Below are 16,727 nucleotides of genomic sequence, written 5' to 3'. Positions count from 1 at the left end.
CCAGGCCAACCAGGTTCCGCAGACCATGCTGTCCCTGCTGCGTTAATCGCAAATTATGCAGTATCAGAAAGCGCCGCTTGTCGGCGCTTTTTTATTTTGTGATTTGCGCATATTTTCGACGAAAATTGCTCAAAAAATAGAAAAATTACTAAAGAGTTCTACAAGGTCGTCGATAACAATTATGACGGTGATGAAGCCGCTGGCCCATACCGGAATATAAATTTCTCACTGAAGGATAATTATCATGGCTGTTATTAATACTAACACCCTGTCGCTGATGACCCAGAACAACCTGACTAAATCTCAGTCTTCTCTGGGCACCTCGATCGAGCGTCTCTCTTCCGGTCTGCGTATCAACAGTGCAAAAGATGATGCGGCTGGCCAGGCAATTGCTAACCGTTTTACTTCTAACATCAACGGCCTGACCGTTGCTGCACGTAACGCGAACGACGGTATCTCTCTGGCGCAGACCGCTGAAGGCGCGCTGGGCGAAATCAACAACAACCTGCAGCGTATCCGTGACCTGACTGTTCAGGCACAGAACAGCTCCAACTCTGCCTCTGATATCGACTCCATCCAGGCTGAAGTTAACCAGCGTATGGAAGAAGTGAACCGTGTTACCACCCAGACCGACTTCAACGGCATCAAAGTGCTGAACACCGGTTCCGGCACCAGCAGCTACAACTTCCAGGTTGGCGCGAAAGATGGTGAGCAGATCTCCATCAGCCTGACCTCTTCCAACGCGTACAACCTGTACAACGCGACCGGTGCGACCTCTCAGACCACCGGCCAGACCATCAACGGTACTGCACGTACTACCGCTGCTGAAGGCTTCGACGTTCTGAGCGGTACAGTGAACAGCGGTGGCACCACCGATGGTAACCCGCTGGCGGATATCGATGCGGCAATCAAAGCGGTTGACTCTCAGCGCAGCCTGCTGGGTGCGTCCCAGAACCGTTTCGAATCCACCATCACTAACCTGAACAACACCGTGAACAACCTGTCTTCCGCACGCAGCCGTATTCAGGATTCTGACTACGCGACTGAAGTGTCGAACATGTCCCGCGCGCAGATCCTGCAGCAGGCTGGTTCTTCCGTGCTGGCTCAGGCCAACCAGGTTCCGCAGACCATGCTGTCCCTGCTGCGTTAATTCGCAACCGCTTAAAAAAGGCATCTTCGGATGCCTTTTTTTATCTGCAATCGCCAGATATAACGCCTTTTCTGTTAGCTGTTTTGCCTCTCGATCTTTCTTTCGTCCTCCAGAATATTGCATAACGACAGGAACGCCTTTTGCTATCACCCCGGTGGCTTGCGCGGTGATATGAGGATGACAGATGCAAAGCATACTAATCAGCGTTGATCAATTTGACGCGTTTACCCCCCATACCTCTGAACTTATCGATATTGCGGACGCCTTGCTGGCCAAAGGCTGGCGCGTGGATGTCATTAGCTCAACCGCCGGGCAGAAGTTAGCGAGTGAAATCGCACGCCTGAGCGCGACAGGGCGTTTTACTGTCATCACCGAAAAGCAGGGGGCGCTGGAAACCTATTACAACGCCATCTGGATCTATCGCGGCTTCTTTAGCGAAAAGTTACTTGATGCCATCGAAGCCGGGAAACTCGACGGCGCGATGATTTTCCGCCATTTCAGCGATTACAACGATCTCTACTTGCCGTGGGGCGTGGCGCTGGAAAACCAGTTTGCCGCGCTGACGCTGGATCTCTCCGCCCGCACTTCGGCCATCTTGCTACAAACTGGTGTGGAGAGCGCGCAGCTCAAACATCTGCCGTGGTCAGTACCGGCCAGTTTTGGCGCATTTACCCGCACGCGCGACGCGCAAACCTTGTCCCGCGTACTTTATATGGCGGGCAAAATGTCGGCGGAAATGTATGAAGTTCAGCAGCAGGCGAGGGAGGCGGGCATCCAGATCGAGTGGTTCGATCTTAGCCAGCAGGTACAACGCCTCGAACCGGCCTGGCTGGAACAGTATGACGTGATCATCGGTAATGACGAAAGCGTGGCGAAGGCGCTGACGCTTGGGATCCCGCTGTTCCTGGTTAACGAAGGTTACGTTGAAGGTTATCTGAATGCCGATAACCTGGCGCGTCATGAAGCCGATCATTTCTGCGCGGTGACGCTGCACAACTGCCCGGACGCCAATGAATGGGTGGAATTGCTGCAAAGCGGTTATGCCAGCGCACGCGAGTGGGCGCTGGCGCAGCGTGCGACTTTTGTCAGTAAATGGATGCTGGATACCGCACTGGAGGCAATTTTTTCGCTGCCGTTGGTGGAAAAATCCCGCCAGCTTGATAACAAAGCACGCTATACGCTGAACTTCCACAGTAAAGCGGTGCTGGCGCAGCAGCAGACCAGCGAGTACTCCTTCAGCCGCTGGCTCGAAGATCGCCAGATTAGCGATGCGCGACGCGAAGCGCTGCTCTCTTTCGCTGGCGCAAACCCTGACAAAGCCAGTATCGGCGTGGTTATCCTTGGCGATAACGACCGCAGCGCGCAGACCAGAAGCTCCGTGGAAAGCCAGTCGCTGGCTGCCGCCAGCATTGATGTCATTGCCGACGATAACGCCTGGCCTGCGGCAGTAAATGCGCTGCTGAGCACGCGAGATGCCGATGCGCTGTTACTGATCCCCGCTGGTTTTACATTGCGGGATGATGCGTTGTTACGCTTTGCCGAACAACGGATGCAGCAACAAAATGCATGGCTGTTTTATTGCGATGAAATGACGCGCGCGGAAAACGGCGAACCACTCCTGACGCTGCGTCCTGATGTCAATATTGACCTGCTGCGCGGCGTGCCGTATGTCGGGCGCGTTCTGCTTTTTTCGCGTGATATTGCCCGCCAGCTCGGTGGCCTGAACAGCCACTATCCGCAGGCGGCAATGATCGACTTGCTGTGGCGCTTTGTTGAAGGGCAGGGAACACCGGCGCTGGGCCGCGTTGCCGAAGTACTGGTAGAGAGCCCGGAAGCGGCGTCGTGCTGGAGCGAAAATCCGGCGGTGGTGGCCGAATGCGAACAGATTTTACTGGCGCACCTGCAACGGCTTGGCATTCAGGCCTCGCTGGAAGAGGGGTTAGCGGCGAACATCAAACGCCTGCGCTACCACTGGGACGCAAAGCCGCTGGTGTCGATCATTATTCCAACCCGCGATCGCGTTGCCCTGCTCAAACGCTGTATTGAAAGTTTGATGGAGAAAACGCGTTATCAGCACTATGAGCTGTTAATTGTTGATAACCAGTCGGTGGAAGAGGATGCCTGCCGTTTTCTCAATGATCTGGCGGCGCTGGGTATCGATCAGGTGCGCATTTTGCGCTACGACGCGCCGTTTAATTTTGCTGAAATCAACAACGCTGCGGCGCAACAGGCGCGCGGTGAGGTGCTGGTTTTCCTCAATAATGATTGTGAAATTATTGATGGCGGCTGGCTTGATGCCTTGCTGGAGCAGACGCTACGCCCGGAAGTGGGGCTGGTTGGCGCGCGTCTGGAGTATCAGGATGGTCGTATTCAGCACGGCGGCTTTTTGCTCGGCGTGCAGCATGGTGTTGAGGTGGCGTTTGACGGTGTCGACGGCGAAAGCAACGGCTTCCAGCACTATCTGAAAACGCCGCGTAACCTGGCGGCGGTAAGCGCTTCCTGCATGATGGTGCGCAAAGAGGTCTTTTTCGCCCTCAACGGTTTTAACCAGGAAACCTATCCGCTCTATTTTGCCGATGTCGATCTGGGGTTACGCGCGCAGCAGCAAGGCTATCTCAATGTCTGGACACCATATGCCCGCGTGAAACATATGGGCGGTGCCACTCGTTTATTGGGCGATAAGTTCCATGTGCAGGAGCGCCCGTTACTGACGGATTTTGCCACGCTGCGTAATGAATGGCGGCAAGGGCTGCTGGCAGAACCGTCATACCATCCGTTAATGCAAAAAGCAGGGCAGGCGTTCACGCTCAGCGCGAGCCTGGCGCGCCTGCATCAGCCGTTGCCGGGGCGGCCGCTGCCGGTGGTGCTGGCGCACCATGTTAACTGGGTCGGCGGTGGACACCACCGGGTGATGCAACCCTTCAAAGCGCTGGAACGTCACTTGATGATTGAAGGCGGGCTGACCAATACCATACCTGGCGTGATGGAAGCTGCCGCGCAGCAGCCGGATGTGATTTTGCTGGAGCTGATTACCGGCAGCCGTTTTCCGCAGATTATTCAGCAGTTACGCAGCACCAGTAATGCCAAAATCGTGCTGGAGTATGATGACTACCTGCTTAATGTGCCGATTAAAAATGGTTCTCGTCAGCACTTCCCGCAGCAAATGGTGAAGAATTTTCGCAAAGTCGTCGACAGCGCCGACTGGCTGGTGGTTTCCACCGCGCCGCTGGCGGACGCCTACAGCCGTTTCCATAGCGACATCCGTATTGCGCAAAACCGTCTTGCGCCGAACCAGTGGGAACATCTGTTGAGCGAGCGTGGCACGGGCAAAAAAGTGCGCGTTGGCTGGGCTGGCGGCAGTTCTCATACCGGCGATCTGGAGATCTTATTGCCGCTGATTAAAGCGCTGGAAGGGAAGGTGGAATGGGTCTTTATGGGCATGAAACCACGCAATATCCGCTGTGAATTCCATCCTGGTGTGCCGTTTGAAATGTACCCGGAAAAACTGGCCAGCCTCAATCTCGACCTGGCATTAGTGCCGCTGGAAATTAATCAGTTCAACGAATGTAAGAGCAACCTGCGTCTGCTGGAGATCGGCACCTGCGGTGTACCGATCATTGCCACCGACATCGTACCTTACCGTTGCGATCTGCCGGTGACGCTGGTGGAAAACCGCTTCAAAGACTGGATGAACGCGGTTCAGGCCTATATCAACGATGCCGATTTACGTCACCGGCAGGGCGATGCGCTGCGTGAAGCGGTGCTGAATAACTGGTATTTGCGCGGCGCAGGCCTGGATGATTGGCAGCAGGGCTGGTTACCGAAAGCATAATTTTCTCTGCCAGGCCGGCGGGCCTGGCAAACGTTCAAGGAATATCGATGAATAACCTCGCTCAATACCCCTATCTGATTGTGGCGCCCGATTACTCGGAAGCGTCGGCCGGGATACAAGTGCTGCACTATTTTTGCCAGACAATCAATAATTCAGGCGGAAAAGCGTGGATTGTGGGCGGGACGGTTAACCCAAAATGGAATACGCCGCGTCTTACGGAAGACGATTATGCGCAATTACAGAGCTCAGGTGAGCCGTGGATTGCGGTCTACCCGGAAGTGACGAGCGGCAACCCGCTGCGCGCGCCGGTGGTAGTGCGCTATATGCTCAACAGAGAAGGGGTGATGAATGGCAATCGCCTCGATTTTTCGCCTGACGATCTGTTTTTCTGGTATCGCGTGGAATTCGCCGAAAAAGAGTTTCAACCGGCGCTGTTAAATATTGAGAATTACGACCTCGAGCTGTTCCAGGATGATTATCCTCATAAGGATCTGGACTTACTCTATATTAACCGCCTACCCGCCAGCGTTATTGAATATGACAAATTGCCGAAAAATCTGACGGTATTGAGTATGCAAAACCCGCTGCCGCTCGAAGAACTGGCAAAAGTTCTCAAGCGCGGGCGCGTGTTATATACCTATGAATCTTCCGGTACCTGTCTGCTGGCGAATTTGTGTGGTTGTCCGGTCGTTGGGCTGATTGCCCCAGGTTACGAAAGCTATGCATTAAGTGAAAAAACGATACGCGAAAACGGTAATGCAGGTTATACGCTGATGAATACCCCGGAAGCTATCGAACACGCACGCGAAAACCTGTATAAGTCGCGCGAGCAATTATTACTGAGACGCGAACGATCGCTGGTGCAATTCAGGGACTTCATAGAAAAAACACAACGTAAAGCGCAAGAAAAAGCACAACAACATTACCGCAATACGTTTCAGGGTTGGCTTGAAAATAGCGTGGTGGGAAAACGCAGTGATACGCGCTCTTCACTGGCGTTGCTGTTCGTTATTCTCAATCCGCACGGCGACAGCGCCGCTGTTAATCTCACCGTGGATTCTTTACGTGGACAATTAGGCAATTTGCCGAATGCCCGCATTCTTCTCGTGCAGGATGGCGCGCATCACGACGCAACGGATAACACCCTCTCGGTTGTCGATTTTCAGCATTACCAGCACAATTTTGCCAGCCTGGTTCAGACCACTTCTGTCGACTGGTTACAGGTGGTTCCTGCCGGTGTGACCTACAGGCATGACAGCGTGTATCGTTTAGTCCGAACACTGCAAGAGCGCTCCGCTGCACAGGCTATTTATGCTGATGAAGCCGTGAAGCATGCGGATTCGGTGACGCATTTTTTCAAGCCAGAATTTAATCTTGATCTCTTTGTCAGTGCGCCATCCCGTTATTTGCAACGGGTTTTCTTTCGCGCATCGGCATGGCTGGAATGCGGTGGCTGGGACACTCACGCCGGGCTGGCTTTTGAATTCGATCTCATCACAAAATTGATTGCCCGTTATGACATCGCCGCGATTGGTCATTATGCGGATATCGTCAATATTGTTGACGAGAAAATGCTCACTCCGGCAAGCATTGAGACAGAGGGCGGCATTGTCGGGGCTTTCGCTGCGCAGCGTAATTTGCCGGTAGATCATGTGGAGTATTGTGACGGTGTCGCGTGGCGGATCCATTACCCACTGAATAATACGGGGCGGGTGAGTATTGTCTTAACCCATAATCATGATGCTAATTTAATGACGCGCTGTATCGCGTCGCTGGTGGATAACACCGACTGGCATGATTACGACATTATTATCCCCGTGATAAACACCACCGACCCGATTGTTTTGCAGACCGCGCGGGAAGTTGAAAAACTATTACCCGGCAAGGTTCAGGTGCTTGAGCTGAATAACTGCAGTGAAGTGCAGGCGGTAAATATTGCTGCGTCACACGCGGCGGGCGCGTCTTTATTGTTATTAGACGTAAGATCGGTTTTCGTCTTAAAAAGCTGGTTAAACACCTTACTCAATCCGATGGTGCGCCCGGAAGTGGCGTGTAGCGGGCCGAAGATCATTAGCTTTGATAAAAAGCTCATCAGCGCAGGGATGATTGTTGGTGCGGATAACGGCATCGCGAATGTCGGCGCCGGAGAAGACTGGCAATCTTTCGGTTACCAGGCTCGCTATCAGTGTGAACAAAATTACTCCGTGCTCAATAGCCTGTGTTTGCTTGTCAAAAAAGAGTGTTTCACACAGGCTGGCGGGCTGGATGAAAAATACACGTCGCTTGAAGTGAGTTCGGCGGCGTTTTGTCTGGCTGTGCAAAAAATGGGTTACGTCTCTGTCTGGACGCCGTACAGCATCATTGCCTCGGACAATTATCACTTTATGCAGAGTGAGTACCGTCAATCACTGCTACCGCAAATGACCGCGCTGATGGAAGACTTCAGCGAGGTATTTGCAGGCGATCCCGCGTATAGCAACTTTTTGTCGCTGAGTTCGCCACTCTTTACGCTGGACGCCAGCGTTATACAAAACCGCTGTTGTGCAAGCCCGGCGCATACGCCGGTGGTATTGCTGGTTTTGCGATCGCAGACCATTTATACAAAACGCTTAACGCACTATTTCCGCGTGATGGAAGAAGCCGGCGAGATCGCGCTTGTTATCAACGATGCGTTGCCTGCGCTACCCGCGTTACTCAGAACGCGTCCCGCCATCACCATTTTGGATGCTCAATTTAGTGAAAGTGATATCAACACCGTTACGCAGTTTCGCGCGATGACGGGGCAGGTTGTGCATTGTCTTTTCGATGAAAATGCCGAGCCGCTGATTGCACGCCAGAATAGCCAACCTCTGCCGTTTGATCGCTGGCTGGTATTAAATCCCGCGCTGGAAAAATGGGGGCGCGGCAAAGGGCTGGACGTTTTGCGAATCCCTGATTACCTCCCGCAGGAATGGTTTTCACAGGGTAAAGCCGTTGCGGTGAATGCTCCGCGGCGCGTGTTATGCCCTGTCTTTTCTCTCACCGGGAAAGAGCGGGACTTTATCTTTCAGCTGATAGAAAAAACGCATCACATTGTTGACTGGTATATTTTTGGCGAGTGTCCAGCCAGCTGGTACCCGCTGGTGAAGGGCACCTTCAGATACCATGCTAATCCTGTCTCGGTGGAGACGCTGGATGCGCTGAGCCCGGATGTGGTGATTTTGTTCCGCGATAATAACCATGAGCATCGGTTTGCGGATAGTTATGCCGTGTTGCAGTACGCCGCACGAAATATCACCGTTATTTGCAGTGATTTCCCTTGTTTCAGCGAGTATGACTTCGTGACGAAACTGAAACCTAAAATGGCGCTGTGGACGCAGGCCATCGACGATTTTGCCGCCAAAGGCAATCCGCTCTGCGAGAATCAAGAGCAAATCAACAACTTGCCAACAGATCGCTATCTCTTTGATGAACCGCGCCAACAAGCGCTGCTCGCCATGCTGAAACAATAGGTCATTTTACGGCAATGAAACCCGGTAGTGCGGCATTACCGGGTTTTTTGCTGACAGGGGATTACGTAAGCCCTGCCATTTTTCCGCCGCCTGCGCAGACCCGGCCAGTTTACCTTTAGCACCGGGGGGAAAAGCATAACAAAATGCCCCCTGTTTCACCGATAGCTCGCCAGGCGCGTCGTTATGATGAACAGATAATTCCTACGCGCGCAGGTTTGTGTCTATGGACAATAATATCTTTGTTACCAGCCCCCTTTTGCCACCGCTGGAAGAGTTTATTCCTTACCTTGAGAAGATCTGGAACAACCGGATCCTTACTAATGGCGGTGTTTTCCATCAGGAACTTGAAGAGGCGCTGGCAAGTTACCTTGGCGTGAAACATGTCTGCCTGTTCGCAAACGGCACGCTGGCGCTGCTCACCGCACTGCAGGCGCTCCGCGTTACCGGCGAGGTCATCACCACGCCTTACTCCTTTGTTGCCACCTCTCATACCCTGTTATGGAATGGTCTGACGCCGGTTTTCGCCGACATCGATCCGCAAACTTACAATATCAATCCTGAGCATGTTGAAGAGCTGATCACCCCACAGACCACGGCGATCATGCCGGTTCACTGCTACGGCATTCCCTGCGATGTGGACAAAATCCAGCAGGTCGCGGATATCTACGGTCTGAAAGTGATTTATGACGCGGCGCATGCGTTTGGCGTGAGGAAAAACGGCATCAGTATTTTGAACCACGGGGATTTGTCGGTTCTGAGTTTCCACGCAACGAAAGTGTTTAACACCTTCGAAGGCGGCGCGATTATTTGTCACGATGCGCGTACCAAGCAGCGCATCGATTATTTGAAGAACTTCGGTATTGCCGGGGAAACGCGCGTTGTCGCCCCTGGTATCAATGCCAAAATGAACGAAGTTGAAGCGGCATTTGGCTTGTTACAGCTTAAACATATCGATCAGGCGCTGGCCGATCGCCAGGCGCTTTACCAGCATTATGTGGAATTATTGCAGGGGATCGACGGCGTTCGTCTGCTGGATGTGCCTGCTGATGTGACCTGGAACCATGCTTACTTCCCGGTTTTGATTGAACCGGAGTTCGGCATCGATCGCGATTCGCTTTATGACGTGCTGAAAAATGCCGGCATTTTAACGCGTCGCTATTTCTACCCGCTGATTAGCTCCTTCAGTATGTATCGCGGGTTTGCTTCCTCGCAGAAAGAGAATTTGCCGTGCGCAAATGCTATCGCTGACAAAGTGCTGTGCTTACCGATTTATCCGGGGCTGGCGCGCGAAGATCAACAGCGTATCACTGACATCATTCGCGGTGTCGCCGCAACCGTGACACCCGGTGCGGCGGTGATTTCGCTGGAGGGCGCATGACGGCTATGCGCACTGCGATGATCCTCGATGCGGGATTTGCCTCGTTGCCTTTACAACGGGCGATCAAAACGGCGGGCTTTACCACGCTGGTGTGTAGCGGTAAGCCGCACGATGCGGGAATGAAATCGGCGGATATTGCCAAAGTACAGAATTACGCCGATTGCGATGCGGTGTTAGCGATTGCCCGCGAACACAATATTGCGGCCATTACGCCTGGCGTGACCGATGTCTCGTACCTGACGGGGAGTCGTGTTGCCGCCGAACTGGGCTTGCCTGGTTTTGACACGCCGGATGTCAGCGACACGCTTTTTCTTAAAGATCGCTTCCGCGCCTGGGCAGAGCAACAGGGCTATCCGATCCCGCGAGCGGTAAGACGTGCTGAAGATGCGCGCCATCTCCCGTTTCCGTTGCTGGTAAAACCGATTGATGCTTATAGCGGCATCGGCATTACCCTGGTGCAGCAGGCCGCAGAACTCAACGATGCCGTGGCAAAAGCACGTAGCGCTTCGCAAAACGGCGAGTGCGTGATTGAAACCTTTTGCCAGGGCGCGCTGTACAGCCACTCTGCGTTTATCCGTGGCGGGGAGATTGTCTGCGAATTTTTCGTCGATGAGTTCTGCACTGTCTACCCCTGGCAGGTCAACAGTAGCAGCTTGAGTCTTTCCCTGACGGAAAGCATGCGAGACCGCGTTAGCGAATGTATGCAAACCCTGGTGCGCCAGCTTCAACTGGTCGACGGTTTGCTGCACACCCAGTTTATAGCCAATGACGATGATTTCTGGCTTATCGAACTTACCCGGCGCTGCCCGGGCGATCTCTATTCCCGTTTGATTGAGCTTTCAACCGGCGTTGATTACTCCAGCGAGTTTGTTGCCCCGTTCCTGGGTTGCCAGCACGCCACGGCGTTTTCAGCGCGGCGACCTGCGCATCTTCGCGCTATTGCGCGGCACACTATTTCCAGCGATGTCGATACCCATTTTACCGGCTACCTTTTTGCGCCGCTGGCAGCACGCATTATCGAAACTATTCCGCTGAAATTGCCAGGCGATCGGCTGGAGCCCGCGCCGCGTGACAGGGCAGGGTTGGTATTCGCCGAATTTGATGATGTTGCTGAACTGGCGCGTCTGACGCCGCAGCTTAAAAACTATTTTTCCTTTAAAACGACGTAAGGACCGGATTATGGCTAAGCCCTTATCCCTGGCATTTATCGGCGGCGGCCTTAATTCCGCCATCGGTATGACCCATAAAATCGCCAGCCAGATGGATGGACATTTCCAGTTATCCGCCGGCTGTTTCAGCCGGGATGACGCCCTGAATCGGCAAACCGGCATGGCCTGGGGGCTTGATGAGAGCAAGATTTACCAGGATGCGTTGACACTGCTTGAGAAAGAGCACGCGCATCTGGATGCGGTGGTGGTGCTAACGCCCACGCCCGCGCATCGCGAAATTCTGATGGCGTGTCTGGAATATCCGCTGCCGATCATTTGTGAAAAAGCGTTAGTGGCGAGTGTCAAGGATGCTGAAGACATTCAGCAGCGCGTTGACGAGGTGAATAGCCAGCTCTACGTGACGTTCAACTATACCGGTTATCCGATGGTGCGCGAATTACGCCAGCGTTTGCAAAGCGGCGCGCTGGGCCGAATTCAGCACGTGATGGTTGAGATGCCACAAGAGGGTTTCAGCCGCTGTCGCAGTGACGGTAGCATCGCGTTGCCGCAAACCTGGCGGCGCACGGATAACGCGATCCCGACGGTATCGCTGGATCTTGGCGTACATGTCCATCAGCTGGTGGAATTCCTCACCGAGAAACATGCGCTGGATGTCTATGCCGTTAACAGTACCTTTGCCCGTGTGCCGGGCGTCGTTGACACGGTGAATATCGTCTCACGTTATAGCGATGATGTGGTGTGCAACTACTGGTATGGCAAGGCGGCGCTGGGTTATCGCAACGGTTTGCGGATCAGGGTGTATGGCACAGAAGGCAGCGCGGAATGGCTGCAAATGGAGCCCGAGTATTTACGTACCGCGGATATTCACGGCAACGTTAGCATTATTGACCGCACGGCGAGTGACAACACGGTGGCGAACCAGGAGCGGTACTGCCGCTTTAAAGCTGGCCATCCCGCCGGGTTTATTGAAGCCTTTGCGAACTATTACTGTGATATCGCAGCAGCATTACGCGGCGAAGCGAATGGTTATGCTATTGGCTCGCAGGTGGCTTTAAAAGGATTAGCTTTCCTTGAAAGCGCCAACAAAAGCGCATTAGCGCAACAAAAAATCATACTGTGATAGCCACTTATTGTGTACTGAATGAGTCTCTGAGGTAGATATGTCTATTCTTGAAAAAATTAGCGAGTCCAGAAACCATTTTCTCGATACGATCGACGAAATGCAGAACAATGGTCGTCCGTTGGTATTATGCGGTGCCGGTTATTTAGGGCAAAAAACATGGGAATTTTTGACCAGCCAGAATGTGAAAGTTGATTATGTCGCGGTCAATGAGAAATATTTTACCGAAGGTTCAACCTTTTACGGTTACGATATCATCAATTTAGACCAACTGGCCCGACAAGAAGGCACCTATAATTACATTCTGGCTATCCAGTATGTGAGCGCTGAATTAGAAGCGATGCTCGCAAACAATGCTGAAAGCATATTGATCTTCGATCACTCTTTTATTGGCGTGAATACCGATACGCTTTATACCGCCGAATTTTGTCAGGAAAATGAGGCTGCTTTGACGGAGTTTTATAACTCCTTAGGCGATGAGCGCTCAAAAGAAACGCTGGTGGCGTTTATTAATCAACGTATTTGCGCGCGCAGCTTGTACTACGGTAAATATTTCGATCCTAACCACTATCTTGCAGAAGACCTGGTGCGTTTGCAGGATAACGAAGTGTATGTCGATTGCGGTGCTTACGATGGTGACAGCGTGGTTGCATTCCTGAAAGCTGCGCAGAAGCAGGGCGTGAAGAAACCCGCAAAAATCCTCGCTTTTGAACCAGAAGAGAAAAACTTCGCTTTATTACAACGCGCTGATATTGGCGATGTTGAACTGAAAGCCATCAATAAAGGTGTCTGGTCGGAAAATACCACATTACGCTTTGATTCCGGAATGGATACCTCGTCTCGTTTAAGCGAAGGGGAAGGTAACACGTCCATTGATGTGGTCAGCATTGATAATGCCCTTGAAGGCACGAATTACGCTACATTTATTAAAATGGATATTGAGGGGGCAGAACTGGAAGCGCTAAAAGGTGCGCAACATACCATTCGTGCATCTTTGCCTGTTCTGACTATTAGCTTGTATCACAAGCCGGAAGATTTGCTGACGATCCCGCAATACATTCGTGAACTGTCGGATAATTATCGTTTTTATTTGCGCGGACATCATCCGGCGCTGGCTTTTGAGCTGGTGTTATATGCATTACCGGCCGGGAGAACGGTTCAATAAAGTCAAATAACCCCCATTTCGCCCACTATTCATCCGATTAAAACCACTCCAGAATCGGATAATCGTGCCGATAACTCAATTAACGCAGGGCTGTTTATCGTGAATTCACTCTATACCGCTGAAGGTGTAATGGATAAACACTCGCTGTGGCAGCGTTATGTACCTCTTGTGCGTCACGAAGCATTGCGCCTGCAGGTGCGTTTGCCGGCGAGTGTGGAACTGGACGACCTGCTACAGGCGGGCGGTATCGGTTTACTGAATGCAGTAGACCGATATGACGCTCTGCAAGGAACGGCATTTACCACTTACGCAGTACAGCGTATTCGTGGGGCGATGCTGGACGAATTGCGCAGCCGCGATTGGGTGCCGCGCAGCGTTCGGCGTAATGCCCGCGAAGTGGCGCAGGCAATGGGGCAACTTGAGCAAGAACTGGGACGTAACGCGACGGAAACAGAAGTGTCGCAGCGTCTTGGAATTCCTGTAGAGGAATACCGTCAGATGCTGCTCGATACCAATAACAGCCAGCTTTTCTCCTATGATGAATGGCGGGAAGAGCATGGCGACAGTATCGAGCTGGTCACTGACGATCATCAACAGGAAAACCCGTTATTCCAGTTAATGGAAAGTAATTTACGTCACCGGGTCATGGAAGCGATTGAATCGCTGCCGGAACGTGAACAACTTGTCCTGACACTGTACTACCAGGAAGAACTCAATCTGAAAGAGATTGGCGCCGTTCTGGAAGTCGGGGAATCGCGAGTAAGCCAGCTCCATAGCCAGGCCATTAAGCGCTTACGTACCAAGCTGGGTAAGTTATAGGTCGGTGATTCTGCATCACTCCTGGTAAATGCCGTACAACGCATTGACAACCAGGAGTTATCATGACGGTGCAGCAACCTAAAAGACGGCCTCTAAGCCGCTACCTTAAAGACTTTAAACACAGCCAGACGCATTGCGCACACTGCCACAAGCTGCTTGATCGCATCACGCTGGTACGCCGGGGCGAAATCGTGAATAAAATCGCGATTTCGCGTCTGGATATGCTGTTGGATGAAGCGGCCTGGCAACAAGAGCAAAAAGAGTGGGTCGCACTCTGTCGTTTTTGCGGCGATCTGCACTGCAAAGAGCAGAGCGATTTCTTCGATATCATCGGTTTTAAACAATATCTCTTCGAACAAACCGAAATGAGCCACGGTACGGTGCGCGAGTATGTCGTGCGTTTGCGCCGCCTCGGCAACCATCTCACTGAACTTAATATTTCCCGACAGCTGCTTGAAGAAGGGTTCCTCGACGAAAATCTGGAACCGTGGTTACCTGCGACCAGCACCAATAATTATCGGATTGCCTTGCGCAAATATGCTCAGTTTAAAACCCAGATGCGTTTTGCCTCCGTGCAAAAAATCGCTGTAGGTGCAACATCTGATTTATATTAAAAAGGAATAAGATGTAGCCGAGTTGTGCTTGTACTTAGCGTCAGGCACCTTACACTACAGCCAATTTCTTTATCGGGGTAACTATGAAACTAGCACTTTTGGGACGTCAGGCGCTGATGGGTGTGATGGCCGTCGCGCTGGTAGCAGGTATGAGCGTGAAAACATTCGCGGCGGAAAACCTGCTCAATAAAGTCAAAGAGCGTGGCACGCTGTTGGTGGGTCTGGAAGGCACGTATCCGCCGTTTAGTTTCCAGGGCGACGACGGCAAGCTTACTGGTTTTGAAGTGGAATTCGCCGAAGCGTTGGCGCAGCATCTTGGCGTAAAAGCATCCCTGAAACCCACCAAATGGGACGGCATGCTGGCATCGCTGGATTCTAAACGCATCGACGTGGTGATTAACCAGGTCACCATCTCCGATGAGCGCAAGAAAAAGTATGATTTCTCCACGCCCTATACCGTTTCTGGTATCCAGGCGCTGGTGAAAAAAGGGAACGAAGCGGGCATCAAATCCGCCGCGGACCTGAAAGGCAAGAAAGTGGGCGTGGGTCTCGGCACTAACTATGAAGAGTGGCTGCGTAAGAACGTGCAGGGCGTTGATATTCGCACCTATGATGATGACCCGACAAAATATCAGGATCTGCGCGTTGGCCGTATTGATGCCATCCTGGTCGATCGTCTGGCCGCGCTGGATCTGGTGAAGAAAACCAAAGATACGCTGGCGGTAGCGGGGGATGCGTTTTCACGTCAGGAATCCGGCGTTGCGCTGCGTAAAGGTAATGACGATTTGCTGAAAGCTATCGACGCAGCCATTGCCGAGATGCAAAAAGACGGCACCATGAAAACGCTGTCGGAAAAATGGTTTGGCGCGGATGTGACGAAGTAATCGTTGCCCGCTAAAAAAAGGCGCTTAATCAAGCGCCTTTTTTATTTGATCGCTTTTAGTGTGCATAATAAAAAGCAGTTGCTAACGTTACCCGGTCTTCGGAGGTTTTATGCCCTTGCACAATGTGACCCGCTTTCCGCGCCTTGAGTTGATTGGCGCGCCCACGCCGCTGGAATATTTGCCGCGGCTTTCCGATTACCTGGGACGCGAAATTTTTATTAAACGCGATGATGTCACGCCGGTGGCGATGGGTGGCAATAAGCTGCGCAAACTCGAGTTTCTGGCGGCGGATGCGCTGCGCGAGGGCGCTGATACGCTGATTACCGCCGGGGCGATTCAGTCCAATCACGTTCGTCAGACGGCGGCCGTGGCGGCCAAATTAGGTCTGCACTGCGTTGCGCTATTAGAAAACCCGATTGGTACCACAGCAGAAAACTACCTCACCAATGGCAACCGCTTGCTGCTGGATCTGTTTAATGCGCAGATCGAAATGTGCGATGCGCTGACGGATCCCACTGCGCAACTGGAGGAACTGGCGACGCGTGTTGAAGCACAGGGTTTTCGCCCTTATGTGATCCCGGTTGGTGGCTCAAACGCGCTGGGCGCAATGGGGTATGTGGAAAGTGCGCTGGAAATCGCCCGGCAATGCGAAGATGCGGTGGCCCTTTCGTCGGTGGTGGTGGCTTCCGGCAGTGCCGGTACGCACGCCGGGCTGGCGGTCGGGCTTGAGCAACTGATGCCGGAGGTGGAGCTGATTGGCGTGACGGTTTCGCGTAGCGTTGCGGATCAGAAACCGAAAGTGGTGACGCTGCAACAGGCGATTGCGCGAGAACTCGAATTGCAGGCCAATGCCGATATTCTGTTGTGGGATGATTACTTCGCGCCAGGCTACGGCACGCCGAATGATGAAGGAATGGAAGCGGTCAAATTGCTTGCCCGTCTGGAAGGCATTTTGCTCGATCCGGTTTATACCGGCAAAGCGATGGCCGGGTTACTGGATGGTATTGAACAGAATCGCTTTAAAGATAACGGGCCAATCCTGTTTATCCATACGGGCGGCGCACCGGCGCTGTTTGCCTATCACCCCCATATTTAATTCCCAGGC

The 16,727-nt window shown here is 52.6% G+C and carries 11 protein-coding genes; all 11 read left to right on the top strand.

Going from position 1 to position 16,727, the window contains the following annotated elements:
• The first annotated feature begins 244 nt into the window (after nt 1–244).
• The 11 genes from DFO56_RS11890 to dcyD all read left to right on the top strand — a co-directional run bounded on the left by DFO56_RS11890 (nt 245) and on the right by dcyD (nt 16,718).
• The gene (locus tag DFO56_RS11890; RefSeq protein ID WP_045511229.1) at nt 245–1,150 is read left to right on the top strand and encodes a flagellin; all 906 of its coding nucleotides are present in this window, start codon (nt 245–247) and stop codon (nt 1,148–1,150) included.
• A gap of 184 nt (nt 1,151–1,334) precedes the next feature.
• Entirely contained in the window at nt 1,335–4,982 is a 3,648-nt protein-coding gene (locus DFO56_RS11885) for a glycosyltransferase (protein WP_045511232.1), read from the top strand.
• Nucleotides 4,983–5,029: 47 nt separating this feature from the next.
• On the top strand, nt 5,030–8,473 hold the full coding sequence (locus DFO56_RS11880; RefSeq protein ID WP_045511235.1) for a hypothetical protein: 3,444 nt from the start codon (nt 5,030–5,032) through the stop codon (nt 8,471–8,473).
• Between the two features lie 223 nt (nt 8,474–8,696).
• Nucleotides 8,697–9,851, top strand: coding sequence for a DegT/DnrJ/EryC1/StrS aminotransferase family protein (locus DFO56_RS11875; RefSeq protein WP_045511238.1), 1,155 nt, complete (start codon nt 8,697–8,699; stop codon nt 9,849–9,851).
• Nucleotides 9,848–11,020 (top strand): acetyl-CoA carboxylase biotin carboxylase subunit family protein, encoded by a 1,173-nt coding sequence (locus DFO56_RS11870; protein ID WP_045511241.1) that lies wholly within the window; start codon nt 9,848–9,850, stop codon nt 11,018–11,020. Before DFO56_RS11875 ends, DFO56_RS11870 begins: the two co-directional genes overlap by 4 nt.
• Before the next feature lie 10 nt (nt 11,021–11,030).
• On the top strand, nt 11,031–12,140 hold the full coding sequence (locus tag DFO56_RS11865) for a Gfo/Idh/MocA family protein (RefSeq protein WP_045511244.1): 1,110 nt from the start codon (nt 11,031–11,033) through the stop codon (nt 12,138–12,140).
• Between the two features lie 40 nt (nt 12,141–12,180).
• Nucleotides 12,181–13,305 carry an FkbM family methyltransferase gene (locus DFO56_RS11860; RefSeq protein ID WP_045511247.1) on the top strand — a complete coding sequence of 375 codons (1,125 nt, stop codon included), beginning with the start codon at nt 12,181–12,183 and terminating at the stop codon, nt 13,303–13,305.
• A 99-nt stretch (nt 13,306–13,404) separates the two neighbouring features.
• Complete coding sequence (locus DFO56_RS11855; protein ID WP_007371523.1) at nt 13,405–14,124, top strand: RNA polymerase sigma factor FliA; 720 nt, start codon at nt 13,405–13,407, stop codon at nt 14,122–14,124.
• 62 nt (nt 14,125–14,186) lie between these two features.
• Complete coding sequence (fliZ, locus tag DFO56_RS11850; RefSeq protein WP_017458347.1) at nt 14,187–14,738, top strand: flagella biosynthesis regulatory protein FliZ; 552 nt, start codon at nt 14,187–14,189, stop codon at nt 14,736–14,738.
• 83 nt (nt 14,739–14,821) lie between these two features.
• The gene (gene tcyJ / locus DFO56_RS11845; protein ID WP_017458346.1) at nt 14,822–15,622 is read left to right on the top strand and encodes a cystine ABC transporter substrate-binding protein; all 801 of its coding nucleotides are present in this window, start codon (nt 14,822–14,824) and stop codon (nt 15,620–15,622) included.
• A 109-nt stretch (nt 15,623–15,731) separates the two neighbouring features.
• Nucleotides 15,732–16,718, top strand: a complete 987-nt coding sequence (gene dcyD / locus DFO56_RS11840; RefSeq protein WP_045511251.1) for a D-cysteine desulfhydrase — start codon at nt 15,732–15,734, stop codon at nt 16,716–16,718.
• Nucleotides 16,719–16,727: the final 9 nt, after the last annotated feature.

It is taken from the genome of Kosakonia sp. AG348 (genome assembly GCF_003337365.1).
GTDB lineage: Bacteria > Pseudomonadota > Gammaproteobacteria > Enterobacterales > Enterobacteriaceae > Kosakonia.
The sequence above is the reverse complement of the archived record's forward strand: the minus strand, read 5'-3'. Positions and strand labels throughout refer to the sequence as shown.